At 41.8% G+C, this 25209-nt stretch carries 38 protein-coding genes and 1 pseudogene; 4 read left to right on the top strand and 35 right to left on the bottom strand.

Annotation, left to right across the window (positions count from 1 at the left end; all coding sequences use genetic code 11):
• Window positions 1-36 precede the first annotated feature (36 nt).
• The 6 genes from NSS87_RS05220 to NSS87_RS05195 all read right to left on the bottom strand — a co-directional run bounded on the left by NSS87_RS05220 (window position 37) and on the right by NSS87_RS05195 (window position 7528).
• A complete protein-coding gene (locus tag NSS87_RS05220; RefSeq protein ID WP_339245288.1) occupies window positions 37-1158 on the bottom strand; it encodes a P22 phage major capsid protein family protein in 1122 nt (373 codons plus the stop codon).
• A 32-nt stretch (window positions 1159-1190) separates the two neighbouring features.
• Window positions 1191-1799 (bottom strand): phage scaffolding protein, encoded by a 609-nt coding sequence (locus tag NSS87_RS05215; RefSeq protein ID WP_339245285.1) that lies wholly within the window; start codon window positions 1797-1799, stop codon window positions 1191-1193.
• A gap of 264 nt (window positions 1800-2063) precedes the next feature.
• A complete protein-coding gene (locus NSS87_RS05210; protein WP_339245283.1) occupies window positions 2064-3872 on the bottom strand; it encodes a minor capsid protein in 1809 nt (602 codons plus the stop codon).
• Entirely contained in the window at window positions 3869-5344 is a 1476-nt protein-coding gene (locus tag NSS87_RS05205; RefSeq protein ID WP_339245280.1) for a phage portal protein, read from the bottom strand. The genes NSS87_RS05210 and NSS87_RS05205 overlap by 4 nt, the downstream gene beginning before the upstream one ends.
• Window positions 5345-5364: 20 nt before the next feature.
• A complete protein-coding gene (locus NSS87_RS05200) occupies window positions 5365-6639 on the bottom strand; it encodes a PBSX family phage terminase large subunit (protein ID WP_339245277.1) in 1275 nt (424 codons plus the stop codon).
• The gene (locus tag NSS87_RS05195; RefSeq protein ID WP_339245274.1) at window positions 6623-7528 is read right to left on the bottom strand and encodes a terminase small subunit; all 906 of its coding nucleotides are present in this window, start codon (window positions 7526-7528) and stop codon (window positions 6623-6625) included. The genes NSS87_RS05200 and NSS87_RS05195 overlap by 17 nt, the downstream gene beginning before the upstream one ends.
• 542 nt (window positions 7529-8070) lie before the next feature.
• Here NSS87_RS05195 and NSS87_RS05190 point away from each other — a divergent pair.
• Complete coding sequence (locus tag NSS87_RS05190; RefSeq protein WP_339245271.1) at window positions 8071-8313, top strand: DNA-binding protein; 243 nt, start codon at window positions 8071-8073, stop codon at window positions 8311-8313.
• Between the two features lie 113 nt (window positions 8314-8426).
• Here the strand turns inward: NSS87_RS05190 and NSS87_RS05185 are convergent, their stop codons facing one another.
• From NSS87_RS05185 to NSS87_RS05130, 12 genes are all read right to left on the bottom strand, one after another.
• A complete protein-coding gene (locus tag NSS87_RS05185; protein WP_339245268.1) occupies window positions 8427-8831 on the bottom strand; it encodes a hypothetical protein in 405 nt (134 codons plus the stop codon).
• 183 nt (window positions 8832-9014) lie between these two features.
• Entirely contained in the window at window positions 9015-9509 is a 495-nt protein-coding gene (locus NSS87_RS05180; protein ID WP_339245265.1) for a hypothetical protein, read from the bottom strand.
• A 15-nt stretch (window positions 9510-9524) separates the two neighbouring features.
• The gene (locus NSS87_RS05175; RefSeq protein ID WP_339245262.1) at window positions 9525-10007 is read right to left on the bottom strand and encodes a hypothetical protein; all 483 of its coding nucleotides are present in this window, start codon (window positions 10005-10007) and stop codon (window positions 9525-9527) included.
• 539 nt (window positions 10008-10546) lie between these two features.
• Window positions 10547-11746 (bottom strand): PIN-like domain-containing protein, encoded by a 1200-nt coding sequence (locus tag NSS87_RS05170; RefSeq protein WP_339245260.1) that lies wholly within the window; start codon window positions 11744-11746, stop codon window positions 10547-10549.
• 143 nt (window positions 11747-11889) lie between these two features.
• Window positions 11890-12411, bottom strand: a complete 522-nt coding sequence (locus tag NSS87_RS05165; protein WP_339245257.1) for a sigma factor-like helix-turn-helix DNA-binding protein — start codon at window positions 12409-12411, stop codon at window positions 11890-11892.
• Window positions 12412-12455: 44 nt separating this feature from the next.
• Window positions 12456-12677 carry a hypothetical protein gene (locus tag NSS87_RS05160; protein WP_339245254.1) on the bottom strand — a complete coding sequence of 74 codons (222 nt, stop codon included), beginning with the start codon at window positions 12675-12677 and terminating at the stop codon, window positions 12456-12458.
• On the bottom strand, window positions 12674-12853 hold the full coding sequence (locus NSS87_RS05155) for a hypothetical protein (protein ID WP_339245252.1): 180 nt from the start codon (window positions 12851-12853) through the stop codon (window positions 12674-12676). Before NSS87_RS05155 ends, NSS87_RS05160 begins: the two co-directional genes overlap by 4 nt.
• A gap of 126 nt (window positions 12854-12979) precedes the next feature.
• Window positions 12980-13156, bottom strand: coding sequence for a hypothetical protein (locus NSS87_RS05150; protein WP_339245249.1), 177 nt, complete (start codon window positions 13154-13156; stop codon window positions 12980-12982).
• 117 nt (window positions 13157-13273) lie between these two features.
• Window positions 13274-13645: a hypothetical protein gene (locus NSS87_RS05145; protein ID WP_339245247.1), complete on the bottom strand. Its 372-nt coding sequence runs from the start codon at window positions 13643-13645 to the stop codon at window positions 13274-13276.
• Window positions 13642-13929 (bottom strand): hypothetical protein, encoded by a 288-nt coding sequence (locus tag NSS87_RS05140; protein ID WP_339245244.1) that lies wholly within the window; start codon window positions 13927-13929, stop codon window positions 13642-13644. Before NSS87_RS05140 ends, NSS87_RS05145 begins: the two co-directional genes overlap by 4 nt.
• A 566-nt stretch (window positions 13930-14495) precedes the next feature.
• Window positions 14496-15311, bottom strand: a complete 816-nt coding sequence (locus NSS87_RS05135) for a DNA adenine methylase (protein WP_339245241.1) — start codon at window positions 15309-15311, stop codon at window positions 14496-14498.
• Between the two features lie 140 nt (window positions 15312-15451).
• Window positions 15452-15631: a hypothetical protein gene (locus NSS87_RS05130; RefSeq protein WP_339245240.1), complete on the bottom strand. Its 180-nt coding sequence runs from the start codon at window positions 15629-15631 to the stop codon at window positions 15452-15454.
• Window positions 15632-15749: 118 nt separating this feature from the next.
• Here NSS87_RS05130 and NSS87_RS05125 point away from each other — a divergent pair, with 118 nt between their 5' ends.
• A complete protein-coding gene (locus NSS87_RS05125; RefSeq protein WP_339245238.1) occupies window positions 15750-15929 on the top strand; it encodes a hypothetical protein in 180 nt (59 codons plus the stop codon).
• A gap of 112 nt (window positions 15930-16041) precedes the next feature.
• Here NSS87_RS05125 and NSS87_RS05120 read toward each other — a convergent pair whose 3' ends face one another.
• From NSS87_RS05120 to NSS87_RS05040, 17 genes are all read right to left on the bottom strand, one after another.
• Entirely contained in the window at window positions 16042-16221 is a 180-nt protein-coding gene (locus tag NSS87_RS05120; protein ID WP_339245236.1) for a hypothetical protein, read from the bottom strand.
• Window positions 16218-16679 (bottom strand): hypothetical protein, encoded by a 462-nt coding sequence (locus tag NSS87_RS05115; protein ID WP_339245233.1) that lies wholly within the window; start codon window positions 16677-16679, stop codon window positions 16218-16220. The genes NSS87_RS05120 and NSS87_RS05115 overlap by 4 nt, the downstream gene beginning before the upstream one ends.
• 41 nt (window positions 16680-16720) lie before the next feature.
• Entirely contained in the window at window positions 16721-17086 is a 366-nt protein-coding gene (locus tag NSS87_RS05110) for a hypothetical protein (RefSeq protein WP_339245232.1), read from the bottom strand.
• A gap of 38 nt (window positions 17087-17124) precedes the next feature.
• Entirely contained in the window at window positions 17125-17391 is a 267-nt protein-coding gene (locus NSS87_RS05105) for a hypothetical protein (protein WP_280788455.1), read from the bottom strand.
• Between the two features lie 34 nt (window positions 17392-17425).
• Window positions 17426-18103, bottom strand: a complete 678-nt coding sequence (locus tag NSS87_RS05100; RefSeq protein ID WP_339245229.1) for an HNH endonuclease — start codon at window positions 18101-18103, stop codon at window positions 17426-17428.
• A gap of 140 nt (window positions 18104-18243) precedes the next feature.
• Window positions 18244-18546, bottom strand: a complete 303-nt coding sequence (locus NSS87_RS05095) for a hypothetical protein (RefSeq protein WP_339245227.1) — start codon at window positions 18544-18546, stop codon at window positions 18244-18246.
• Entirely contained in the window at window positions 18539-19069 is a 531-nt protein-coding gene (locus tag NSS87_RS05090) for a Holliday junction resolvase RecU (protein ID WP_339245225.1), read from the bottom strand. The genes NSS87_RS05095 and NSS87_RS05090 overlap by 8 nt, the downstream gene beginning before the upstream one ends.
• A 138-nt stretch (window positions 19070-19207) precedes the next feature.
• Window positions 19208-19468 (bottom strand): hypothetical protein, encoded by a 261-nt coding sequence (locus NSS87_RS05085; RefSeq protein ID WP_339245223.1) that lies wholly within the window; start codon window positions 19466-19468, stop codon window positions 19208-19210.
• Between the two features lie 2 nt (window positions 19469-19470).
• Window positions 19471-19638 carry a hypothetical protein gene (locus tag NSS87_RS05080; RefSeq protein ID WP_339245221.1) on the bottom strand — a complete coding sequence of 56 codons (168 nt, stop codon included), beginning with the start codon at window positions 19636-19638 and terminating at the stop codon, window positions 19471-19473.
• Window positions 19635-20609, bottom strand: coding sequence for a hypothetical protein (locus NSS87_RS05075; RefSeq protein WP_339245218.1), 975 nt, complete (start codon window positions 20607-20609; stop codon window positions 19635-19637). Before NSS87_RS05075 ends, NSS87_RS05080 begins: the two co-directional genes overlap by 4 nt.
• A gap of 20 nt (window positions 20610-20629) precedes the next feature.
• Entirely contained in the window at window positions 20630-21025 is a 396-nt protein-coding gene (locus NSS87_RS05070) for a hypothetical protein (RefSeq protein ID WP_339245217.1), read from the bottom strand.
• On the bottom strand, window positions 21025-21417 hold the full coding sequence (locus NSS87_RS05065; protein ID WP_339245215.1) for a hypothetical protein: 393 nt from the start codon (window positions 21415-21417) through the stop codon (window positions 21025-21027). Before NSS87_RS05065 ends, NSS87_RS05070 begins: the two co-directional genes overlap by 1 nt.
• Window positions 21407-21907, bottom strand: coding sequence for a hypothetical protein (locus NSS87_RS05060; protein WP_339245214.1), 501 nt, complete (start codon window positions 21905-21907; stop codon window positions 21407-21409). Before NSS87_RS05060 ends, NSS87_RS05065 begins: the two co-directional genes overlap by 11 nt.
• Window positions 21885-22205, bottom strand: a complete 321-nt coding sequence (locus NSS87_RS05055) for a hypothetical protein (RefSeq protein ID WP_339245213.1) — start codon at window positions 22203-22205, stop codon at window positions 21885-21887. The genes NSS87_RS05060 and NSS87_RS05055 overlap by 23 nt, the downstream gene beginning before the upstream one ends.
• Window positions 22206-22215: 10 nt before the next feature.
• The gene (locus NSS87_RS05050; protein ID WP_339245212.1) at window positions 22216-22911 is read right to left on the bottom strand and encodes an ORF6N domain-containing protein; all 696 of its coding nucleotides are present in this window, start codon (window positions 22909-22911) and stop codon (window positions 22216-22218) included.
• A 212-nt stretch (window positions 22912-23123) separates the two neighbouring features.
• Complete coding sequence (locus NSS87_RS05045; RefSeq protein ID WP_339189733.1) at window positions 23124-23402, bottom strand: helix-turn-helix domain-containing protein; 279 nt, start codon at window positions 23400-23402, stop codon at window positions 23124-23126.
• On the bottom strand, window positions 23399-23638 hold the full coding sequence (locus tag NSS87_RS05040) for an XRE family transcriptional regulator (RefSeq protein WP_339189731.1): 240 nt from the start codon (window positions 23636-23638) through the stop codon (window positions 23399-23401). The genes NSS87_RS05045 and NSS87_RS05040 overlap by 4 nt, the downstream gene beginning before the upstream one ends.
• 196 nt (window positions 23639-23834) lie before the next feature.
• Here NSS87_RS05040 and NSS87_RS05035 point away from each other — a divergent pair.
• Window positions 23835-24023 (top strand): annotated as a pseudogene (locus tag NSS87_RS05035) (helix-turn-helix transcriptional regulator); the annotation flags it as partial.
• 297 nt (window positions 24024-24320) lie between these two features.
• Window positions 24321-25202 carry an ImmA/IrrE family metallo-endopeptidase gene (locus NSS87_RS05030; RefSeq protein WP_339245210.1) on the top strand — a complete coding sequence of 294 codons (882 nt, stop codon included), beginning with the start codon at window positions 24321-24323 and terminating at the stop codon, window positions 25200-25202.
• The last annotated feature ends 7 nt before the right edge of the window (window positions 25203-25209 follow it).

The raw sequence follows: 25209 nt of genomic DNA, 5'->3' as shown, positions 1-25209 counted from the left end.
CCTCCTTTAAGGAGGCTTTACAGCCCCCCTATATGATTATCCCAAGACCTGTACAGCTAACTCAGGGTACATTGTCTTAACGCCGTAGAGCATATCAACAGACATGGTTTGTTTCTTCTTAGCTACGTCATAGCCAAATACTACCCGCAAGCTTAGGCCATTAAAGCTTGTTACATACGCCTCAGTAGCTCCTCGTGGTAATTCCAACGGACGTGATACCAAGCAAAACGCCGATTCATGAAACGCAAGATTAGCGGCATGTGCTGCTGTTGTTTTATCTGCAAATGTAACAGGAGCATTCGTTACCGCAGCTTTCATAGCTGGGTAAATCGCAACGGCATTAATAATACCTGCCACAGCTGCTGCGCTATCTGCAGTTACGACATATTGATTTCCCGAAACGGTAAAAATGTCACCCTTTTTAAGAGATGTGACGGCTGTACCCGCTGTGCTTTCCAGTTTGATTGTTGTCGCCCCGGCTGTAGCGGTCGTCTTAACATCTGCAAGTGCGGTATATCCTCCTGCAACGTGAGTGAATACAGATTGAGCCATGTAATTATCCAAACCTTGCACACGCCCCATGGAGCCCTCACGTAAAGCAACTGTCGTACCAGACTTTTCAGCGTTTACTACAGCAGGAATGATTGCAAGTTGTGCATTGGCATCTGGATTCCACACGGCGCGGCGTGTCGCGAGAGGAACCTTGTGTGTATCCAATACTTTACGAGCATCTGCGAAGCTTTGCAGCGTGCTTGGTACTGTACCAGGAGTACCTACGAAGTATGGGATATCTACATAAAGGCTCAATAGATCTCGGTTAACCTTTTCAGCAATAGCCAATACTGCAGGTCCAAGAATTTGCTGATTAAAATCCTCTACATTAAGTGTGAGCTCCTTAGATGTGAGTTCTACTGATACGTCTGCAATCTTGTCTAATTTCACCAGCACTTGACCTTCGCCAACGTCCTGTAGGTTGATTGTGTTATTGAATTCATCCGCTACGAACACAGCTGGTTTGCGAATCTGGATTGTGTCGCCTTGTTTTTTAAATTCATCCGAGTGATTACGGTGTACCAGGTAAGGCATAACCATATTGGATTGCAGCAGGGGCAACGCCTCACGCGCAATCAGTTGAGCTGTCAAAAATGTATTTGTCATTCTTTATTCCTCCATGGCCGGAATGTCCGGCATTATTTTTTTGATTCTTGTTCCTTGTAACGGTAGTACTCTTCATCCGACATAAGCGAGTAATCGGGTGCATCTCCTGATTTCTTGCCCTTCCCATCTTTTGGGGATGTTCCCTTGAACTTATTACCGGCTTCTTCCTGTTTTTCTGCAAACAAAAAGCCTTTACTTTCACGTAAGGGCTTCAATAGATCGTCCAAACCACCTTTTATTGCTCCGTTGTCGTCCAATTCGATTTTTGTTTTATCCAAAAGCCCTGCAACAATATCAGGATCGTGAGCATCACCACCAAGCGCTAACTTTAACGCCGTATTCAGCTTCAGTTCCTTTAGATCAGCTGCGTATTTCTCTGATGCAGTCTTATTTTCTCCCTGCAACTTTGAAATTTGCTCCTGTAATGCCGCGCTATCGCCAGTGGACTTTTTCAATTCTTCAAGTTGCTTATCCCGATCCTTTAACGTGTCTTCAACTTGCTTCTTTGCTGTATTCACATCGTTAAATTTGTCTTTAGGAATCCAGCTCCCATCGGAAACGATAGCCAACTTATGTTTATCACCTGCCTTTTCAATGACTTGACTATAAAGCTCCTCACCTAACAACTCTTTCAAATCCATCTATCAACACACTCCCATTTGGTTTATTTAGCGCAACCCCGCCATGGGCAGCCGTGATGCTCCGGCAAACGAGCAAAAAGGCCGCGGCAGTCTCAACCGTGGCCCAATATAAAAAGCACCCTCGCATATTGGAGAGTGCTTTATTTCTTGCTTTTCAATTCTTTTCTCGTCTGTTCAACTTCTTCCTTGGAATACCCACACTGTTTCATGAGGTCATCAACAAAATCATCACCCGTTTTTGTAAAATCCGGACTCAACGGTACGTCATTGTATTCGCGGATCACGTTTTGTGGCCGTGAAGTCTTCGCCATATTCCCACCCCGTTTCCTTGATAAGTCTAAGCAGTACCTGATAATCAAAGTATTCATCCTGCGCTGTCTTTGACATTGTAGCATACTTCTTATCCTTTTGTAACAGGACATTGACCTCAGAGAATATGCCCGGGAGCATACTACGAAGCGCTACTGAATCAATTGTGGAATCCGCTGCATAAACAAAGCTTATGCCCCCGTTGTGTCCAGAAGCAATAACCGCCTGAACGGAGAGATAATTGGCCAAATTCCTGGAATCTAACACATTCACCCGCGTCCCGCGTGGATGGTTATGGGTCAAGATAATGGAACGCGAAGATGCTGCCCTAAGCTTCTTATCTACCTCCTCGGTGAATGCCACCTTATTGACGGAACCAGTAAGCCGGGCAATTTCTTCCCCTGTAGTCTTGTCCAGCATTACAACAATTTCTTTAGCTTCCTTATATCCACTTCGGGCAACCTCGCGGTTAATATCCGCTACTCTCTCCAGTACTTCATCCGTCACATCAGGTAAGTCAGCAAAATAGCTGGCACGCGGATTATATTTCCGGTTTACCACACCCCGCCGTGGTTCTTCGACTCCAGCTTCGAAATCATCCATCGTCGGAACAGAAAAAGCTTGTTGCTGTGGTATTGGAATATCCTTTGTTGGACCACCCGGAATCTCGATAGTAGGCAATGGAGTTTCAGGTGTTTTCTTGGATGGCACCTCCACGGTAACCGCTTCAGAAGCTTCAGGAGCATATTTCTTTTCCCACTCTGGATATGTTATGTCCTCTGGCACTTCGTATGTCTTACCGTCATCATCTCGAGCTACCCTCTCTTTGATGTTGTCATCATAGTGCGGTATAGTCGTTGATCGACAGTGACCATGCATAGGTGGATAATTAACATTAACCTGAGCATCTTCAACATCAAATACTTTACCATCTAGATCTCGGCAAGTAATGGATGTACGGCTGTCTAGTGTGGCAGTGTAGCGGTATTGTTCCACCCCAAGTTCTTTGTAGCCAGCTATGCGAGATTGGCCTGCGAAGCATGCTGATTCCGTCAGTATCAACCGCTCTGCATTCTTCCGTGACACATCAAAGCGCTCCATAAGTTGCTCTACCATTTGCTTAGATGTATCACCACGAATTAATCCCTGAGTAAAGATATTACGAAGCGTCCCAGTCAGTTTGACGCGATCAGTCCATATACGTTGGGAAAAGTTGCTGCCATCCGGTGCCCAAGGTGCTGATAGGATAGCTTCCAACTGCCTTTTATCGATCTTAGCAAATGAAGCTCCTATACCGATGCCTTTTTCCAGTTCAAAAACACTTCGATAGTAACCATCCCTGTAGACGTTGCCTAGTAGTTCTGTTGTCCCTGCCAGACGCTTAGCAGATAATTCCTCGACATGTTGCTTCATTTGCAATTGGATGGATTCTAAGCGGGTAACACGTACTCTTATGCTGGCATTCTCTAGCTCCTTCATCCATCGTTGATCTATTGCGTTCTCTTTACCACGAGCAATGTAATCCTCAACGCTCCATTTGAATTCTTTGAGCTCTCCAGCTTTCAGAACTTGCTTGGCAGCGGATAAGCTAACGATCCCGTTATTATCTGCAAACCGCTGATAGAAATTGTTAACGTCCGTCTGGATAGATATCTGAGCCTTACGGTATTCCTTATTCATTGCCTTTGTGAAAGGTACACCCTTATTTAGTAGTGACTCATTCAGTTGTTCCATGCGCTTTGACCAGTAGGCCTCAGACTTCATTTCTCATCAGCTCCAGCCTCTAGAGGGGGCTTATCATCGGTCAAACCTCCATATTCCTGAGCGAGATCCAGAGCAGTCTTTTCTTCGGCTTCCTTGCGCTTCATTTCCTCCTTGGTATCTGTCACCCATGGATGGTTAGCCAGTATGGTTTCGTCGGAAACTAGCCCCACGCTGTTCTTGGCATCAGTGATAACCTGAGACTCATTAATTACGATATCCCGGTTAAACAGGAAGTTAACCGTCTCTTTAGAAAAATCTTGCTTGGTCGTGTTGGCAATATGGGTATTAACGAACCAAAGCAATTGTTCGAGTGCCGCTTGAAACTCATTTTCAATATCATTTGCATCCATATCCAGATCGGCATAGAGAAACTTCAGCGCTTCTCCACTCGGCGCTGTGGCAAACGAATCAGCTTGAGTGTCAACACCACGACCGAATTCGTAAATATCGCTTCTGGTCATTTCCATGTGGAGCTTATAAGCTTCAGTATCTATCTCCAGATTGATGGTATCTACGTCCGCTCCATCTTCAGCAGTCATTTTCACAGCTCTATAGAGCATTAAGTTACGCCGGAACTCTCCCAGATCCGTACCATCATATCCCTTCAATTTATAGATGCTATTCGGTAAGTCCTCAAGGTTGTTACTATTGTCGGACTTATTCCGGTCATAATCATCTATTAGAGATTTAAGAAGAGCAATCAATGGAATTTCATCTTCGTTGTACTTAAAACAAATGAACGGAATACGATCCCAATTCATTTCTTTCTCGGAATTACTCTGGTCTAGTACTTTGAAGTGACCAGATGTTTCACCTAATTCAACATCAGGCGTAAGGCTTCCTGTAATGAGTTCATACCGGTTAACACCACCGCTATGCCAGAATTCAACCTTCTGAACAATAGTCCTCGTGATTCCTTGATATACTTCAATTTCGTAGACACGGATAAGAGCGTCTAGTTCAGTATGTGCCGTATCCTTCCATAGTGGGATTATCTCCTCAGAAGGTAGCTTCTTAAAGCGGAACCCTCCGTCTTCATCATAATAAATATGAAGCCATGCTTTCCCCTTTTTTATGCTTTCTTTGAGCAAGCTTTTAAGCAAACGTCTGAATCCTTTATCGAATATACCCGTCAACAACTTATCGTAAGTCACATTTTGCGTTTGGATACTCATTTCCTTACTCAATAAATATCCTGCTTTTTGATCTACCAGTTTTCTAGAGAATCCATGAGGTATTTTGTTGTTAGCAAGGTGTTTAGCCTCGACCAATGCCCCGCCTTCACCTACTGTTAGCCGCTTACGCCGCAAAATATCTCCGCGGTTCCTGTAGTAGCGCTCTCCTTCAAGCATGTCATTCCGCTCTTTAGATTCTAGCCACTCAGCAATCTCCTGCTGGATAATCTGCTCATCGGTCATGGCTGAAGCTTTGCCAGCTTCGATGATCCGGATAACCTCCTGTGTGGTACTCAAATAGGTTTCCTCCTCTCCTATTAATCAAATGAGAATGAAGCTGGACGCATAACAATGGTGTTCACAAAATACCGGTCCCCGTCCATCTGGTGGTCATTTTGCTTGATCGGCTTCTCTTCCCCACGATCAGCTGCTTTTTCATCCCATATGTAGGACGAAAACTCACGAAAAGTTTCCTTGCAGCAATCATTGTAGAGAATCTTACCGGTATTCAGTGCCGAAGCTACATTGCGAATGCCTTCTAACACATCGTTTTTTGCCTTTTTCACTATAAACTTGCCGTATTTCCTTACAGTAGCTATAAAGCTTGCTGCAGAAGGGTCAATGATAAGACTTTGCAGCGATACATCCCCAACGAATTCAACCAAATCATGATAGTACTCTTCATCCGTCTTCTGTTGGCTCTGTTGGCGGCCGTCATAGTGGTATTCTTTCACCTTGTACCAGACACCAGAAAAAAGCCCCCACAGCCCGAATGTCATCGGGTTTTGGGTGCCGTAATCACAGGAGATATGATATTTACTATAGCGGCGATCCTCTGTCTTAACAGTATGTTTGTCCCGGTCAAACATGTCGTATATAACGCCTTCTGCCAGCACCCAGAGTCCGAGGATATAGCGCTTATAGAATATCCCGCTGTACATCCGGCGATAGCGCTCCTTAACACGTTCTGACAAGGAGAGATTATCATCCATAGTAAAGTGAAGGTGTAGCGCAAGCTTCGTAACCAGTTGATCCAGCCATTCCAACTTAAACCAATGATAAGGTCCAGCCGGGTTACAGTTAAACCAATACTTTGCCCCATCTACTGAACATCGAGCTGTCGCTTGTTCTACAAATGAGCGCGGCATCAAGGCCACCTCATCAAAAAACATTCCTGCAAGTGTGATCCCTTGTATCAAATCCTGACTTCGTTCATCCTTACCCCCAAACAAGTAGAAGTCGTTACTTACCGGCCCCCTGCTGATAGTAAGATAGTTCTCTGCCCTATGATCCACTACAGTGTATCCTCTGGAGTAAAGCATTTGCTTCAGCGGGCCTATAAGGTTCCGTCGAAGAGCACCTATAGTCTTTCCTGCCATCCCTAGGTTCTCACCATTGAAGGTTTCAGTAGCCCAAACTATAAATGAAAAGGACATTGAAGATGTTTTACCAGAACGGACTGCACCATCACAAATTAAAGCATCTTTATCTGCGTGAGGGCTTTCACCTTGCATCCACCAAGTAAGAACCTGAATCTGCTTACGAGAGAATGGTTTCCATTTAAAAATTGCATTCTTACGCTTCACTTTCATCTGTCCACACTCCTCTCGCTTGAGACTTGAGAGCTTCAATGAAGCCATCGTCTGGCAACTCATTAGCGTCTGGAGGAGTCATACCCTTAATTTCAAGCTGTAGTTTCTGAACGCGGAGCTTAGTTTCTTCGTCCATGTAGCCTAGATACTTCTCCAGCTTATCCAGTGCCTTGAGCTTGTCATAAAACTTTATACTAAGACCTTCACGTCCCTGCTTTACCTCACTCACTAGCGTTCCGTCAACCTCTTCTGAGGATTTAAAGCGCATATAGCTTACTGGTCTCGTAATTGGATCACCTTCGTTGTCTAACACTGGACCATATTCACTCATAACTGTTTCTTCTTGGGACCCGAATTCCACATAATCAGAAGTATCAGCAAAAGCAATTTTTAGGTACTCGGCTATGACTCGATGAACACTCAGACCGAGCTCGCCAACCATCTGATCCTTCAACCTTGTGATTTCTGCCTGAATTTCAGGTTTCCTCAGGTTTTCCCATCCTATGGAATAAGCAGCCCTCTTTGAATAACCAGCAGCTAATGCCGCTCTAGTTGCGTTGAAGTCTCTCATATATTCAAGGACAAACATTCTTTGCTTGTCAGTTAGCTCACCTTCTACTTCTGACGGATCGCCTCGAGCCACTTCTTTTTTCTGCTTGTTGATCTTCGGTTTCTTTTGTTGTACAACACTTTTCTTTTCTTTTGGCTGTTGTACAACGTTGTCTGATGATTGTTGTACAACATTCCATTTATCACGTTGCTTCCAGACAGCTACCTTCTTTTCATCAATGTCCAGTTGCTCGGCTATCTGCCTGTTTGTTATTTCCCCACCGTGTTCACGCCATATTTCTAGTGCGCGGTCACGGTTTGGATCGCGTGCTCTTGGCATTACATTTTCACCACCCCCGCCGTTATGTTTATTTCGCATTGCAACTCAGAAAGCTCAACCTTCTTATGTTTGTTCAAAATTATTTTATAGACGAGAATGAAAAACACAAAAAGCCCAACCTAAAAAAGATTGGACTTATCGCAATAGATACTTTACATCTGTAAAGTATCATGGTATAATAAGTATATAAGAGAGAGGGGGTGAAACAATGAAAACAAGAAAAGAAAGACGTTCTGAGGAACGGCTGGAAACGATTAAAGCGGTGACCGTCATCATCACTTTAATCACAGCCATTCTAAACATTATCGCTAAGTTCATCCACTGAACCGACCCAGAAGTCAAAGCCCCGAAAGGGGCTTTGATCCAAGGGAATAACGAAAATGCCGAACGCCTTTCTTCTCTTGATTATAGCACTATTTTAAAGTAAAGGAGAATTGATTTATGGGTAAAAAAATCTCAAATAAACTAGTATATCCAGCTTTCATTCTCAGTATCATCGCCTTAGTTCTTACTCTTCTTCAATTCGTGGAGGTAGTTAAGTAATGTACACCTTCAAGAGTAAGGAAGAACTGGCTGAATGGATCGCACGCGAAATCTGCGGCGTATCGGAAGCAATGGAGATACTGGAATCTACACGGCAGAACATTCACGGATTCGTGAAAAACGGAAAGCTCAAACCGGTTAAAGAAACCAAGAATGAACGCCTTTTCTTCCGTTCTGATCTTATAGAGCGGAAGGAAGCAGCTAAGGCATATCACACTAAGAAGGACAAGCCCGGTGAATAAGCCGGGCTTTCTTTTTATGGTTTAATTCCTGCTCAGCTAATATTGATATCTCAGCCAGGTTACATTATCACCACTCCCGTATTTAAGGCATGAAAAAAAACACCCGAAGGTGCTTACACTAACAGATCAAAAATTTTCTCAATGTAAGTTATAAATGTATCTTTCCAATCCACATTCGCTTCATCATTAGGAGAAAGCAATATTTGCTCTCCAGATTTCAAGTGAATCTCAAGTTTCGCTTCAATTTGCCTCTGATTATTCGCTCGAACAAGTTTCAATTTTTCAACTTCAAAATTTTTGTATAGGATGATCTCTGTTGCATCCATATTTTCAATGAAACACCAGATATTTGAGTCAGTAAAAATAAAGAACTCTGTAGGATTCACGTCCGAAAAGAAATTTTTCGGATAAAAAGCTTTCACTTGTTCTTCTAAAACAAACTTATCGATGGAAAAAAACATCGCATGATATTTCCTTTGGTCATTCATATTTTTTTTAAAATCTAAAAATCTATCCATATTATCATCTCCCCTCGATAACAATTCGACAAAAAGGAAGTAATTTCCTGCTTTATGCCATGCCCTTACTTCACTGCCACCTCTGCAGCTTTTTGGGTTTAGATTATGGGTTATTTACAATACAAAAAGAGCCGCTTTTCAGCGACTCTCAAGTAAAACAGAGTTTATTTTAATCATTTATTATCAATGTGCAATTAGATGCTTTAGCATCTTTTGCATTTGTCCAGTTGATGATTTATTTAATGTCTCAACTGTCGCCATATAGTACTGATTATTACTATACTTATTTGGAATTGGGCTTTGAATTCTTAAATTACTAACTTGCTTTACACGTTTAATTTTAAAGTAATCATTTATTTTGGGAGCTATAGCCCAGACTGTACTGTTCATCAAATCATCTATTTTTAGAAATGATCGTATGATGAAAAACGGAATAACGAGAATCGAAGCAAAAAACAGGAGTAACTTTCTACTCACCTTTTCGGAAGCATTTATCATCTTAAACGGCACTTGAAATGGAATGGTCAGTATACCAAAAACCAGAATGAAGAACAGCATAATTACACGAGCTGATGTCTTTGGAAGGTAGCCTTCTTGATATGATCTTAAAAACAAACCTGTTATGCCTCCTATAAACAAAACACATCCAAAAACAATAATGGTAGTAGTAATAGTCATTTCCTTATCCCTCCTTTACAATCTGGCCGTTTTTTGCCTTGTAACTGACATAGCCGGAGACGCTGTAGCCTCTTCTTTTTTCAGAAAAAACTCAGCACCCACTAAAAACGGAAAGAGCAACATGAGTGGGAGAGTGTAAATGTAAGCAAACTTTTTCAGTTCAGGATGTGCCAATGGCAATTTGTCAGTCAAGCTGAAAATTAGACTTTGCACATCTAAGTGAACTATTCCAAACAAACCACAAAGGGAAAAAGCAAAGTATATTAAGGAAAGGCCGCTCCCGAATATAGATAGTATATTCCTTACCTTATCCTTTGTTTCCAAATAAATTATAACATATTCATATAGCGATGTAATCGAGGTTACAAAAAGCACAGTAAAAAACGTTGTGCCTGTATCCGGCCTTACACATGTTACGCCCCAAGTAAAAACTACAATCAATAAACGAAACATAGTTTTAACTTTATGGGATTTACTTGTGGTCTCCGCTTGCAACATAAACTCCCCTTTAGTTCTAAGTACCCACAATCATAGTCTATATACCTTTTTTTTACAATGCCTTTTTCTGTCCGATGATTTTTATAGAGAAATATCCCTGACCTTAAACAAACGCAGATGGTGACAAGTGGCGGAATGAAGGGGACTCATAAGCGTTACGGGCAAATTTCCAAACGTTAAAATATGAAAACGGTATGCCGCCTAACGCTACCAGGGCATTGCCAGCATACCGCTTATTTAGTTTGATGTGGGTAAGGGCCTCTCTCCCTTACACGGGGCCTCCTACCCTCCATATCGTCCAGACCCTTACATCTGCTCTCTATGGATAGTCCAAGCTCCGAGTATAACGCCGCGTCTATCTTCCGCCACCAAATCGTTAATTTTGGTTGAGCTCAATTAACCGTGAGCTCATCGGCTGGCGTGGGTTTTTACACGTCATTGATTATAAGAGTCGAACCGTTAATAGGTTCCTCCTATATATAGTGGGCGTTTACTAGACAAAAAACCGCCAATACTACATTGGCGGGCTAATATCTTTTTTACCAATCACAGGTCCCCATGTCAAACACGAAAAAATTACCATCCTTGTTTCCGATGTAATGATTTAGTATGTCCGGAATATTTAAAGATTCTTCTGATGTGATATGCAAAATTACAACAGAGTTACTTTCTATAAAATCATCAATTTCAACCTCCGTTCCACAAAGATGGGAAACATCCCTTACGAAAAAAGAAATAATTTTGCCCGTCGAAAACATAGCATTCTTCTTGCTTATGATAACTTTATACTTAAACAACGGTAACATTCCTAATTCCCGTAAGTGATCCAACTTCCTATTTAAAGAGTTATTTATAGTCCGTTTAGTTTCCTCTATTTCTTTTATAGCTAAGTCAATATTTTCTTTTACCGATTCACTTTCACTACCAAAATTCAAATATCTTTCGGCTTGCTTCAGGAACCGTTCACTATTATACATGTAAAACATTTTATTATTGGTTTCTTTTCTAAATTCTTGAACAAGTGAAGGTAATGGGCCTTTCTTTTTTCCTCCCATTTCCAGAATCCAATCTTTCTTTGTATCGTCTGAGATTAGTATGACTGATTTAACACTTTCCTCTTTAGCTTTCTCTAATAACTGATTCCAGAAAACTAAATCTCCAAAAGCATCTTGGTATACAATTCCATTAAGGTAGGATTTTTGATCTTTTTTTTCTTTTAAGTCTTCAAATCCCGGAGGAATCTGTCTTTCATATCTACTTTTACCATCTGCGTATATTTTATCAAGTTCATCTTGCGAATAAAACCGGCCAACCTTGTTTCCAATAAGGATGTTTAGTTGGTTTTTCAGTTCATCCAAATTAGGTTGATTCTCTTTCTGGACATCAAGCTCTTTTCTCACATCCAAGCCAAGTTGATTGAAGAGTTCGGTTATTTTATTGATCTCTATATTTGAATGCCTTAAACTTACCAATCCGTTATTTAAACTTTGCACAGCGTTATCAACTGTTTGAGCTATTCTATCATATTCATTTTCTTGTTTATGTATAATTTCACCTAGGTTCTTATGGTATTCCCAAGCAATTTGGTAAGGAATCCAAATTCTATCTGCCACATGCTCCATGATCTGAAGCAATAAGTTTCTTGAGTCCTTTGAGTATCTGTAAAGATTTAATAGTGTGTTTGCGTCAAAAACAAATATACATGTCCCCCATAACTCATTCAGTTCTACATCATTCATTGAATAATATCCTGGAAATAAATCTCGCATAAATAACCTCTTCTTATATGTAATTGGAGTATATAAAAATATAATAACATCTACCCCAAATATTAAAAAGCCACCATAATTAGTGGCTTTTTATCGACTTATGGTTATTATTTTCATGAATAAAACAATGAATCCACTATAACATTACTTACTTTTCGTTGAGCCCGCTGAACATACTCGGCGACACTGCCAGTTGCAATCCCCAGCATAAAAGCGATCTCGGAATGTGGTATGCACTCCCCGTGAGCCATGACGTAGCACTCCCGCTCCCGATCACTCAACTGGTCGAGAGCGAATTGCAGTTGGAACTGCTGATCATCCGACAAATTCGCCGGGCTGCCAGCTTTTGAGTTGCTGGCAAACGCCTGCATACGGATCGGATCCAATAGTATCTCTCTCTCATATCCAGCTCTACGCTCAATACCTCTCTTGTTTCCCGGTCTCCGTCCAGTGCTCAACCACTCTATAGCAAATTCACAATCTGATACCATCCCAGAGATAACCTTTTTATCATCAGCGTCAGCCTTCCTGTAAGCACGTTCCGCGCCCTTGAGGGAGAGTTGATAGTTAAGGGCAGTTGCTGGACCTAAGTTCGTTACCTTCAATACAGGAGCCTTACTATTGGCGATGTTCATCCTCATTCCCCTTTGTGGTATAATTTGGTCGAGGATAAAAGCTGCTATTGCCCTGATGCATCAGGGCTTTTTTCTGTGTAAATACCTTGCACCAACATCGAGAACATCTTCATATTTGTGCTGATTGGATATGTGTTATATGCATCCTTAAATCTCACCCAGCTCGGTCCCCACTTCAGCACTTCTACAGGTTTTCCTGGGCTTGCAGTAAAAATAAATTGTCTATGCCCGTCCGACAATGCTTTTTGAGTGTCCTTGTATTTCATTCTACTGACCCCTTAATAACAAATGGTTTCTCTGCTGCTTTCCCGGTCGGTTTGGGATATTTAGCGTCAATTTCAGCGATTTGTTCAGGAGTGAGTTGTGAGCTCATGATCTTCCCTTGTCCACCGCCTTTAGCTTCTATGTCCTTGCTTTTGATTCCTGAGTACCAATCGCTCATTATGATTTCCTCGCTTTCGGATTATCAAAGTCTCTTGTTCCTCTCTTTATGGGGAGCAGATTATGTAAACCTTATCCGGCCCCCGTTATCACTGGGATTATTCGGTCTGACTCGATGACCTTCGGCCTATGATTTGGGTCTGATCTTCATACCGTTCTTCTTCACCATACCCCACACCCAATCAATGCAATGCTCGGCTGCTTCATTTCGTGTAATGGAATCCACACCAGAATCCGCAATCATCTCCATAATTTCGCCCAACTTCTTGGCTTGTTCTTTACCGATTTCTACTGTTTGGATCATATCCTCTTCTCCCCCTTATACCTAAATGTGTGAGGTCTCAGCCCCCTTATAAGTTCATCCAGCCCTGCGGCCTCCGCTACGCTAAGTATTTCGGTCGAATCGAAGGCCTGCCGGCCGTTAAAGTTTCAGTACCATCAATAGTGCAACCTTACTGATGGCTTCTGGGGCCGTTGATGCAAATACATCAATTTCATTTTGTCTAAAGTCCCATTCTGCTCGTGCTAGATATTTCAAATTATCCGGCGCAGATGAAGACTGTGGTATTATTGCAATCTTCAACTTGTCAGCTACTTCCCATGCTGCGGATATGTTGGTCGATGGGCTAAAATAGGCCGGCTGCCAATCTACTATATCTCCATCAACTTCATGCACCCATGTAAATGAGGCACCTTGCGGATCCTTTTTCATATTGAATATATGCCGCATCACATGCTCGTTTAATTCTTTCCCTGGTTTCTTCGCTAGTATCTCTTCCCTTGTGAGTGTCATTGGGCTTCCTCCCCTGCTGCTTCAAATCCACCACAAGACGTTAAGTCATCTTCTAAATAATCTGTCTTAGGAGGATCTCCTTCCCATACTGGAAAATAAGATCTGGTTGTACAGCAACGCTTACCATCTTTCGTGTAAAAGAACCTGCAATCTTCGCACTTATCGACATGAGCGTCAGGACCTTCATTGTAGATTTCAGCGCAAGCTTGGCTGTCAGGAAATACAAACATGCAAGAGCTGCCGCTTACCGAACATGTAGAACCTTTAAATGCTGAACATGCCACGTTATATCCTCCTTGTGGGAGAGGAGGGCTATTAACCCTCTCTGTCCATGTATCTTCATACTGCGAAGTAATCATAAAATTATCTTTGTACTCTATAATTCAAAATCCCCCTTTTTCTTTGTTGGAAAAATGTTATACTTATAGGGTGCTCTTTTTAAAATTTAGTGTATTGAGGCAGGGACCGAAAGTTCGATTCTTTCTCACCTTCATACTTGCATTTGTTGTGATTTTCTTTTTACGTTATATCAGCATCACGTCTGAAAACGTACCATTTTGGGAGGCGATGCAAATGCAAATGACCGCAAAATATATAATTTCTATCATCTCCGAGTCACTTTGGGCTTTTGGAATAAGTATATTTGCAGGTATGATTACAGGTGTTAATAGTGCTGGCTCACATCCCTCGGCTTCGGCCTGAATACATTTACTTCACACGTAATAAAATATCGCCTTTTGATTAAATATCACCACTCTGTGTTTAATAGGACAGGTAGCGTAGCCACGCTACCTTTTTCATTATTCAAATATTTTATGCATCTGTTATTTGGCCTCTTGCACAGTTTGCGTCAAAACAACGTGAGCTGCCTGCTATACTCTGCCGCCACTGGATTGATCCAAAGCACTTCGGTCCGGATCCTACCCATTTCCGCTAATGCTTGTTTCTCTTCTCGCCGCCAATGTTTAAGTCGCTCATTATACATCGGGTGATCGTAACCACTAAGAATAACCGGACCAGGATGATCGTCTAACGCATTGAGCATTTCGATATGATCTTCATCCTTCATTTCATTTCGATACAAACGCTTGCTTCGTGTTGACAGCAAATATGGAGGATCTGCATATATCAACACGCTTGAAACTTTATATCTTTCTATCAGCTTCAGTGCCGGCTGCTGTTCGATCTGCACTTCCTTAAGTCGTTCAGTTACTGCCATGATTTTTTCAGGGACCTTAGCCCACTGATCCGGCATTCTATTGTTCGGAGACTTTGATACATCAATATTGTGTTTCCAACCAGTACGGTCAGATGTTTTCCCTCCCCTGGCCATCCAGCAACGGACCAGGAATAACCGCGCACGCTCCATTTCGTCCAGTTCTTCAGATGATCCGTAAGCAGAATAGTATTCCTGCCGACTGTACGGAGTCCACTGCACTAAATGTGCCAATTCATCCGGGTTATCACGAATTATTTTGAACAAATTGACTACTTCGCCGTCTAAATCGTTGATCGTTTCTAATGAGCTGGGCTTTTTGTTGAAGAACACCGCACCGGATCCAAAGAACGGTTCTAAGTATGTCGTGTGCTGGGGCATGTGGCTAATAATCCATTCTGCTAAACTCCACTTACTACCGGGATAATGCAGAATTCTCGGCATTGCCATGTGATATCCCTACTTTCCATTGCTTCGCTATATGCGTCTACTCTGCCTTTGGGAGAGGAGGGATACTCCTACTCCCTTAATGATCTAACTACCCTCTTGCGGCTTGGGCCTGTGCGGTCGTTACGATAGCCTTCGGCCAATCACTTTCTTTCATCCGTCACCCGTGCTCTGTAAATAACATGTTCAACGCTACTGCAACCCATGAAATCACAATTATGGTTCTCATCATCCTCTTTTGGTTGACCCACTACCACTATTTCATTGCCCTCTTTTACAAACACCGCATGTGCGTTTTGAAGTTGATTGTACGCTTCTTTCATTGTTTAGCCCCCTGTAGCATGATATACCGCCGTATCTTAAAATTGTGAAACAAACGCTCCCTATAATTTGTTAAAAGTGGTAATGTATCTATAACTAATTAATAAAAAGGAGATAGTCATGTTACATAAAAAGAAGTACTTTACCCTTATACCACCGTTCCTCATTCTAGCGATCATCATGGCTTATACTCTCCCAAACGAAACAAAATCTTATGTGTTATTTGCCATGCTTCCGATTGCATTTTGGATTACTTACTATGTTTGGATTTATATTGAGAAACAGAAGAGAAACGAATAACATTTGTTGAGGTTAACTGCGACACAAATCTACTCTTTAACACTACTAAGCGTGATATATGCCGCCTCTGCCCTCTCTCGGGGGCAAATGTTTGTCTTATCCTTTACCTGTGTCATGACTTACCCTCCCTGCTGATCTCTGCTAGTGAGTGGAACGTATTTCGTTTGATATCCTCAATCAGTTCGAATATCTGATGTGGAGTCATTCCCTTTTCAGCCATGTTCGCCATAGCAGCAACAATCAATTGGTGGTCGAGATTATTAAGGTCGAGTTTCGGCTTTTCCTCGTTCATGCCTTGTCGCTCCCTTCCTTATTTCCTAAGGCATTCGAAAGCATAATTCTTGTAAGATCTGCCCTCTCCCGTACAATTCCGCTTGTACAGTCGAATATAGAGGACAATACTTTATGAGCTTTTTCGATAGCTTTGCTTTGCCGGGCTATGGTCTGCTGTGCCTCGAATAGTTCCAACCCTTGTTCTTTTGAAATATTGTGAGCCATCTTTTGTGCTTCATCACGGCTGAATTCTAGCGATTTTATATACAGTTGGAGTTTTCCTATACGTTGTTGTGACTCTTCTAGAGCAGCCAACAGCCGCTCTACCTCATCCCATGCAGCATCATATCCGACATTCATAAGATTGAATTCAATCAGGATATCTTCAAGCTGTTCTCCGTCTTCTGCATGCGCTAGTTCGCATATCTTGTCGTATAAATCGTTAATCTTCTCCTCCGGCATCCGTGATACTGTCACCGCTATTTATTTCTTCTCTTCTATCCGTTCTGGTGTCATGCTCATAGCACTTTACCGCCATGTCGTTGAGGACGAGTTGCGTTGTACGCCATCTTTTCATTAATTGCTTGTTCCAGATCAATTCCATACCGACCACAAGCGTCAAATACGCGGATTACGATATCAGCCAGCTCGGAAGGGATGCCACAGGGCTTATGCTCCTCTGTAATTCGATCTGTGGAATAGCCAGTGACCTTGTGTTGATACCATACTTCATCCGGTTTGCTCCCATTTCTGTAGTCTTCTAGCGCTTCTGAAGCTTCCGAATGGATCAATGCAATGATTTCACCGAAGCTTCGATCCTCGTTCCACCAGCCTTTGTTTACTGCATTCTCATGAGCTGCTTTCACTAGTTCATTAATTGACATCGTTTATCTCTCCTTATGGGGCTATGCCCGAAATTGTTTTAAACTCCCAACTCCCGCATTTCTGCATCCTCTGTAGCATCTAACGTGATTGATGGCATGCCATCCCATAACTCTCGAATCTCATTAGCCTTAGCAATTACTGCTGCTTTTTGCTTTGGTGTTAATACAATATCCATGGCCTCTTGATAATGGTTTTCTGCTTTGGTATACGCCCTTGTATGAAGTACATTCATGTACTTCCAAAATTTATTGGTACTCAAGGATTTGATTCGCTGGAAGTGTCTGCGCTGTTCTGTTTCGGTCATTTAGCCAATCACCTCACGTTGTTATATGAATTTTTTAATCTTCAAATCGGTCATTAGGATGGTAAGATCCCTGTGAAGCATATCCATTAAGAGCATCAGTAAACATTGCTGTGAAGATCTTTAGATCGTTAGTCTCAAACGACTCGAGCAATCTAATTTCCTTTACTCTGAGATCCCTGCCGGCTGCCGTTGCGATTAGATCTGCTATAGGTTCAATCTGTTGATGTCGTTCTTCTTTTGCCTTTTCCAACTCCATCTGTTTATTTAGCTTGTGATTGTGTTCGTCCCAATCTTGTTCATCAAACCAGAAGTAATCACCGTACTTATTCCAAAATACTGAAATCCAGTATTGTAAGAGCTCTTCATCCGTTTGGATAATGTCATGACATAACCCACAAAGGCGTAACCCGTTTGTCTTAACTCCCCTACCCTTCCTTCCTCGCGGCATAACATGATGAGTGGTTGTATCTGGGGCAGTTTTACAATGTGAACATTTACCGTCAGCCTCTGTAATCAATTCCTTAATTACTGACGCTGGGAACTCACAACGCTGTTTTGAGCTTTTACCGGGTTTATGATCTGCGAAAATCTTTTGTTTCAAAGGAGATACCTCTTTCTTATCCTTCTTCCGTTGCCCTAAGCTGCTTGTCTTCTTGGGTTTCTCTTGTTTCTTCGGTTTCCAGAAAGTTTTATGAGGGGTTTCTTGTGCCATGCTACACCTCATCTCTCTTTGATTTTGTTTAGTAGGTTGTCCTATAGATAATTGCTCTGCCTCCCACTCACATTCATTACAACGATATAAGTCCGGAGTTATTTCCCTCATATCTGATCCACACTGGAGACATACCAGAATCATGATCCTCTCTCCGCTTCTGCAAGTTCGGCCGGTGTTAAATCGCCAACACCAATCTGATCTCTAGCCCGGACATATAATGGAGCGTAGCTATAAGGTGGTATTGCGTTTCGCACATGAAGATAAGCAATAGGTTGTTCTGTAGCTTCCACATGTGCTTTAAGTTCCGCACATCGATATTTCGGAAGAATTGCCCAGCCTTTCGGACGTTCCGGACGCCATCCAGGTCCACCTGTGATATAAAGTGGCTTACCACATGCCGCGGCTTCGTCACGGGTTAACCACCCGTTTTTATCAGGCATGCATCTTACCTTCCATGAACCAGACTCTATCAACTGCAGCTAAGTAATCCAGCGGTACACGGCCTGTCCTAACTTCAAACGCGTCAATCTCGAAGTTATCCAACGTCATGCTTTTGCGCCCACCCCTGGAAGCATTAACCTTGTATGCACGTAATGCTGTGAAGGGTAAAAGGTATGTTTTACGTTGTTTTCTAAACTCGACTAGTACGAAGCATAGAGCGCCGAACTTATGACACTTATCCAAGTGTTCATATTGATGATCGGCAACGTTCTTTAAATCAAATCTATCTAACTCCTGAATAGACTTTGCTTCGAAAAAGATAGCTCGTCCACGATAGATGCCATCATAATCAACAGTAGATTTAGCTTCAAAGAATCCAGCGAGTACCTTTGTTCCTTTACTTCTTGTTACCTTTACTGGGGTTGATCGTTTATTGATAACCGCTACTCCCCGATGCTCATATGATTCATTTGTGTAGTTTATTAGATTCTCGAACGCTGCTCCCCGATTTCCTTGTCCCATGCCGACCATCCTTTCCTTTAGGCTGCGTTGTCTCTAACACATACCGTTTATCATCAATCAAAAAAACACTTGGAACATCTTTATGAATTTTAGCTACCGTTGCAATTTTTTTATATTTCTTACCAACCTCGTAGTGTGTCATTTCGAATCTTTCCTCGCTCTTTTTGGGGATTCTAATTCACGTTTCTCGGCTATTTGGTCAATCATGTCCTCAATCTTTGCCCTTATTACTCTTTGGCTAGTAGATAAATTCACACCAGCGGTTGAAGCCTCTGAGATAATCAGAGCAACTATATGATCCGCAGCCGTTAGATGCTCAAATAACCGGTATTCCAAGGATTCAAAGATTCTATCGAATTCATTTAGCATATATTTTTCTTTTCGTTCAGCAGCTGTCATAGTTACCACACCTCAGCACGTTTGCGATTGACGAGCAGCAGTATAAGCTTTTTTATTTTCTCTCTAGCTATTTGCTCCTTAGTAGCGTGGATCCGTATGTCATAGTCAAGTGATTCATCGTTTATGATCTGCAAAAGTTCAGCGTCAGTTCGCCAATTAAGAAAGTTCATCGATATTTTGCCTCCTTCTGTTCTCGTTCTCTCGCAGCCTTCATCTCCCTTGCCCGTTGCATTGCCAGTTCGTATTCTTCAGAACTAACCGATTCAGCACCAGCATTTGTTGTTATTTCAAGCTTTGGCTTTCCACTTGGTGTATTGCCAGTTCGTTTTGTCTGCTGTTGTGCTCTCATATGGGTTAGTATTTTCGGATAATGTTCTCTCAAATTAGTTGGACTAAAAATGATTGTCCGGTAAAAGTTTTCGTTCAGACCGTACTTGATAACCTCGCCTAGCTCAACCTCAGGGATCTTATCTCTTTCAAGTATCAATCTGAATGTGTCAGCCCAGTTCTGAAAGTTAGGCTCTTTGATTAGATGGCTTGTCCCAAGTTGGAGGGCATTCTCATAGGCCAATTCATGAAATCGTTTAGCCAGCTTATAAACTCGGTCATCCTCGAAATAAACGCGTTTAGCGTTTTTCTGAGAGGATGATTTTTTTAATTCTTTTTCTTGTTCATTCTTGTCATTCTTTACATTCTTGTTTATATTGTTGGGTTGCCGTTGCTCTCGCGCAGGCTTCGTGTCCGTTTCGTCATTGCTTTCGTCGTTGCTTTCGTCTTCACGGGAGTCCTGATAAACGCTGTAGTTAAGCACTTCTACAAGCATTCCATGCGTTGCTTTCGTCGTTGCGATCATCGTTGCTTCCGTGTCGCTTTCGTGACCCCCTCCATCGGGTTTTCGTAGAAAGCTCAAAACTTGATAAACTTGGTCCTTCGTTGGTCGTTCTACTCGGGCTCCTACATGCCATTTACAAGCTTCGATGATATCGGGTATAGAGGTACTGATTTGCCCTCGTTTAAGCCCCTTATATTGAGCATGTTGTGCTGAGATAAGCAAATACATCCAGACCTTCAGATACAGTGGCGGCTTATCCCAAATGGTGCTCTCTATAATCTTGCGATGAAGTTTGATCCAGCCGTCCATTTCACCACCTACTTACTTTATTACTTGGCTTCTATTGTTATCGAAGTGAATCCGCCATCCTCCGTAGCACACTTAATGCTGCAGTAATGCCGTCTCTTAAACATGATTTTTTCCTGATCATCTGCAATAGTGTTTTGGCATTCAGGTCGTGAACAATACCAGGAGTTTTTCAAACGTCTTTGGTTACGTGGACCACGTGGTTTTACTGGCTCAATTGGCTTATCTTCATAATCAAGACCTACTGACTTTCTATCCACGATCTTTAAACGTCTACGTTTTCCCTCAATTTCCGCCTTTATTACTGGAGATGGTTTACCTGTGAGACGTATATAATTAGCTTGGCTACGATATTTCTCATTCAAGTCTTTACGAAGTTGTTTCCGTTCTACTGGATCAAATTGCTTTGTTTTTGCCATCAATCTCCACCTCCTAAAGTGTGCATGTCCACTCTGACCCGCAGCCTAAGCTCGTAGATCGTTTCTGCTAGAGACTTGAACTCATTATTCCAAAATGACTTAAGCGCTTTAGCTTGAGCTTCAGCCATTCTTAGATCAGTAACAGCCAACTCCCCGGCGTTACCTTTATCGCCTACTTTAGCTGCGTCCTTTGCCTTGGCATAAGTTATCTTGCGAAAGGCATAAACCTTTGCATAATTAGCGTCCATATGAGCGGAGACACGCCCTGTGAGTGTATGAGCCTTGGTTAGAATTCTAATCTTGTCCATCACAGCTTCAGGCGCATCCTCGTCATAATCTTCTGCTTGCGCCCGGAGAGTTTTTACATCTTTGATGTATTGATCAATGTCCATTATCTTTTGCCATCTTCAATGCAAAACAGCTATAGTCACAAAGAAAATAACCACCTCTTACCTGCAGGATCTCATAATCCTTTGCGGGTATTACCCCTCCACACCCTGGACAAACTACTGATTTCCATATCGATGTTCTTTTAGGTTCCTCCAACTCCAAAAGCCTTTCTAGTTTTCGTCGTAAAATACTTTCTGGAGTTTGTTGGTAAACAGATAGATGTTGGGTATGAAAAAATAGTTCATCGATTTTTTTCTTTACCATCCTGTTTTTTTGAGCATGTTGTAAAACTAAAGTTTCTCCGTCGTCGAATGAGTATTTTTGAAAATCAACGTGTCTAGCAACCATAACCCGACTTGAATACACTCTGACGATTGCATCGAATTGAGTGAATGCTTTAATCTCAACGGTTGTTTCATCTTTTGTAATAGGATCTTTGATCCAGACTGAGAAAATTCGAGTCTTTCTTTCAAGAAGCTGTGACGTTGACATTGCATTCACCCCCAACGCGTGATAAACTATCCGTAATTAAATTTGTTAAGTCCGTGCTTGGCCTGCCGGCTCCTACCCCGGTAGGCTGTTTTTCATTTAAACGATTATTTCGAAACTCATTCAAGGCGATTTCATCCCAAACTTGCAATAATCTATCTTGGCACTCACGCCGATATCGAGCTGCGAATAGGTAGATGCTAAAATCAATCTCTCCACCCCGTAATAACGCATCATCCTCAACTGTCTTCCAAAACACAACCTCTCCGCGGAGATCCGCAGCTATCATATGTTTGTTCATAAGGCACCTCCTATTCTTCTCGATGGATCGGAACCCAAGCCGCAACGTAATTCAGAACATCCTGCAGATCATGTCTGAGTACATCTTTATAACTCGGAACATTCCAACGATCTTTTATTTCCTTGTGGAGTTGTCGGAACAATCCAGGTCGTGATAACTTGTTCGGTTCATAACCGCAAACCTTTTTATTGATCGCACCCTGCAGCCTACGTTGCTGTCCACTATCCAATGTAATTTGAGACTCAAGTCTGTTCTCTACATCTTCCAAACGTTCGGACATTATCTCTTGTCCAGCAAGTATATTTCGAGTCGCTTGTAATAAAGATTTGAGTGTATTATTTTGTGAAGCATGTCCACGAAAGTAACTATTTACCAGCTGTCGTTGTACTTTCCAAGCCAATTCATCTGTAAATGATTTAACTAACATGAGGTAACCAGATTCCGTTATGAGCGTTCCGCCTCTTGGGCTCGATATTCCAAAGCGACGAATTTCGTCGGATTGAAATTTTTCTGGTGTGATGTCGTGAAAGTCAGTACCAGATAAGAAACGCTCTCGATTTTCTCTAAAGTTACGGCTAGCAGTTCCTTCTGGACGCCGATGTAAATCGTCAATGTCTTTGAATGTTACTACGCGCTGCCCATCAAACTCTCTAATCTCTAATCCTTTTGTTTGCTGCTGTACACGAATCTGAATGGTGTTATTCATGCTCTATCACTCCTTCTAAAGAGGTTATATACCTTACTTCTAAGTCATCTATGAGTGCTAACATATCAGAACGATCAATATTGTATAGTCGGGCTCGATCTATGAAGCTTTGTAGTTGTGTATATGTACAACCACGATCCAGACAATTTCTCAAAACAGCTTTTAAAGCTTCTCTCGTGTTTTGTCGTTTCACAATACACCTCCATTCCTCTTTATTCCCAGCCCTTGCAGTTCGCCCTCTCCTGCTGTTCAATCCACTTATCCAGCGTTTGGAAACGAAATAGAATGCGTGCGTTCTTGGAGCCTTCCTTGCCGCTTCGATAATGCGGAATCTTTTTTTCGCGTGCAAGTGTCCGAATAGTATCCTCAGACATCCCGAGGTAACGAGCAGCTTCTGGAACAGTTAAGCGCTTCTGATCAACGGTGACGGCAACGATATCAGAGACTTGCTGGCGAATTTCGTCTAATGCTTGATTCTGTTGATTATTCAAAATGAGTTCTCCTTTCCTGTATCGTGTTCAATCACTTCTTCTGTTGAGAAAAGATATTCCATATCACAATCAGAGAAAAATTCATTTTTGATTTTTTTTGCTTCGTCATAATAAATTCTGAAGTTTCCGTGAAGCTTGTCGCTGACTGTACTTCTCCTCATGTTTAACGCTCGGGATATAGTTGAAATCGTAACTCCTCTCTTTTCCATTTCTACACTGAGGTTCGTATAAAGCATCTTCACACCCCTTTTTTTGAACGTAATTACGTTCGTCTTGATTTGAATGATATACGTAATCACGTTCAAGGTCAAGCATGTAATTCCAAAAATAAACTTAATATCGTTCAAATCATATTTACTTTGCCATATTCATAGTGTAATATGTACTTATATACGCAATATCGTACAAATATAAATGGAGGTTTGGGAAAAAGTGGAGAGAGCCAAAATTTTATCTCGATTAATCGAAGAAAAGGGCTATAGTAAACGCGCCTTCGCTGAACGAATCGGCCTTCCCCCTACCACTCTTCAGACTATGCTTACCCGCGGAGTTGGCGGAGCAGCCATAGATAATGTATTGAAAGTAACAAAAGGCCTTGGTATCACAGTAGAAGAACTTGAAAATTTGGTAAATGAAGAAGATGGAATTAGCAAGGATGGACCGGAGGCGGCCGAAATCGCGGAGTTTGAATCTTTTATCAACAACCCTGAACACGGCTTGTTCTTTAAAGATTATCTAGAAGCTCCAGAAGAACGAAAAAAGGAGCTGCTTGTATTCTGGCGCTTCATCAAACAAGAGGAAGACAAGAAGAAATCCAAAGAACAATAAATTAGGACGGGCCAGCCATTAGGTATCTACCCATGGCCGGTTCGTCACATCCATATATACGAACATACATTCTTATTCAGGAGGAATATCATGTTTAAACATTACAAAAAAACACATATGGAAGAGTTTGTGGAAGAACTATACATAGATAATGACATCAACGATCCAGAGGATATAACTATAGAAAATCTATCCACAAAACTGAGCATCCCTATTTTGTCTGCTCCTATAAAAAGTAGAGGACACGAAACCGAAACGGGCAATCGTTATATGGCTCTAGATGATCGTCTTTCGCGTTCTCAGCAGCGTTATTATTTTCTACATGAACTCTGTCATATCCTCAGACATGCCGGAAATCAAGTAACACTACCGGAAGATTTCGTTAGATACCAAGAAGAAGATTCTGATCAATTTGCCTTATATGCCCTAATGCCATTTTTTATGATAGATAAAATTACCTTATCAGGAAATTTGAATCAAGCTATTGATCAACTTTCATATGTATTCTCTGTTGAACGTTCGCTCGCTAAAAAAAGATACGACCAAATCCTGAGAAGAGAATATGAATGGGAGTTTACAAGATCTTTATCTGAAAATGCTAGAAGGGAGGTGAGTGACAATATGGCAGAAGAAAAAGGCATTCGTTTTTTTGTCTATTATGATGATTCTGGTTCATACGATGGTCCTACACAAATGATCGTTTCTGTTGATGAAAAGACTCTTATTGATTATCGCGAAATTGAATTGCCAATAAGTGAGAGATTGCCAGAGATCGAGCAGGACGAATTAGAGGGTTTTGGTGGAGTCACAGTTAGCCAAGGAGATGTTATTTGTTTTGATGGTAAAGTCACGCTGCAGCTCCACCAACTCTTATTTAAGCACGGTCTATCTAAAAGAAAGTTTGTATTACAAATGCGAGATATTGAAATGCTCATGGAAAAGGATCGACTTTTAATGCAAAGATTTAGTTAGGAGGTTG

The sequence above is a fragment of the Paenibacillus sp. FSL F4-0243 genome (assembly GCF_037963295.1).
In the GTDB taxonomy this organism is placed as follows: Bacteria; Bacillota; Bacilli; order Paenibacillales; family Paenibacillaceae; genus Paenibacillus_AQ.
The sequence above is the reverse complement of the archived record's forward strand: the minus strand, read 5'-3'. Positions and strand labels throughout refer to the sequence as shown.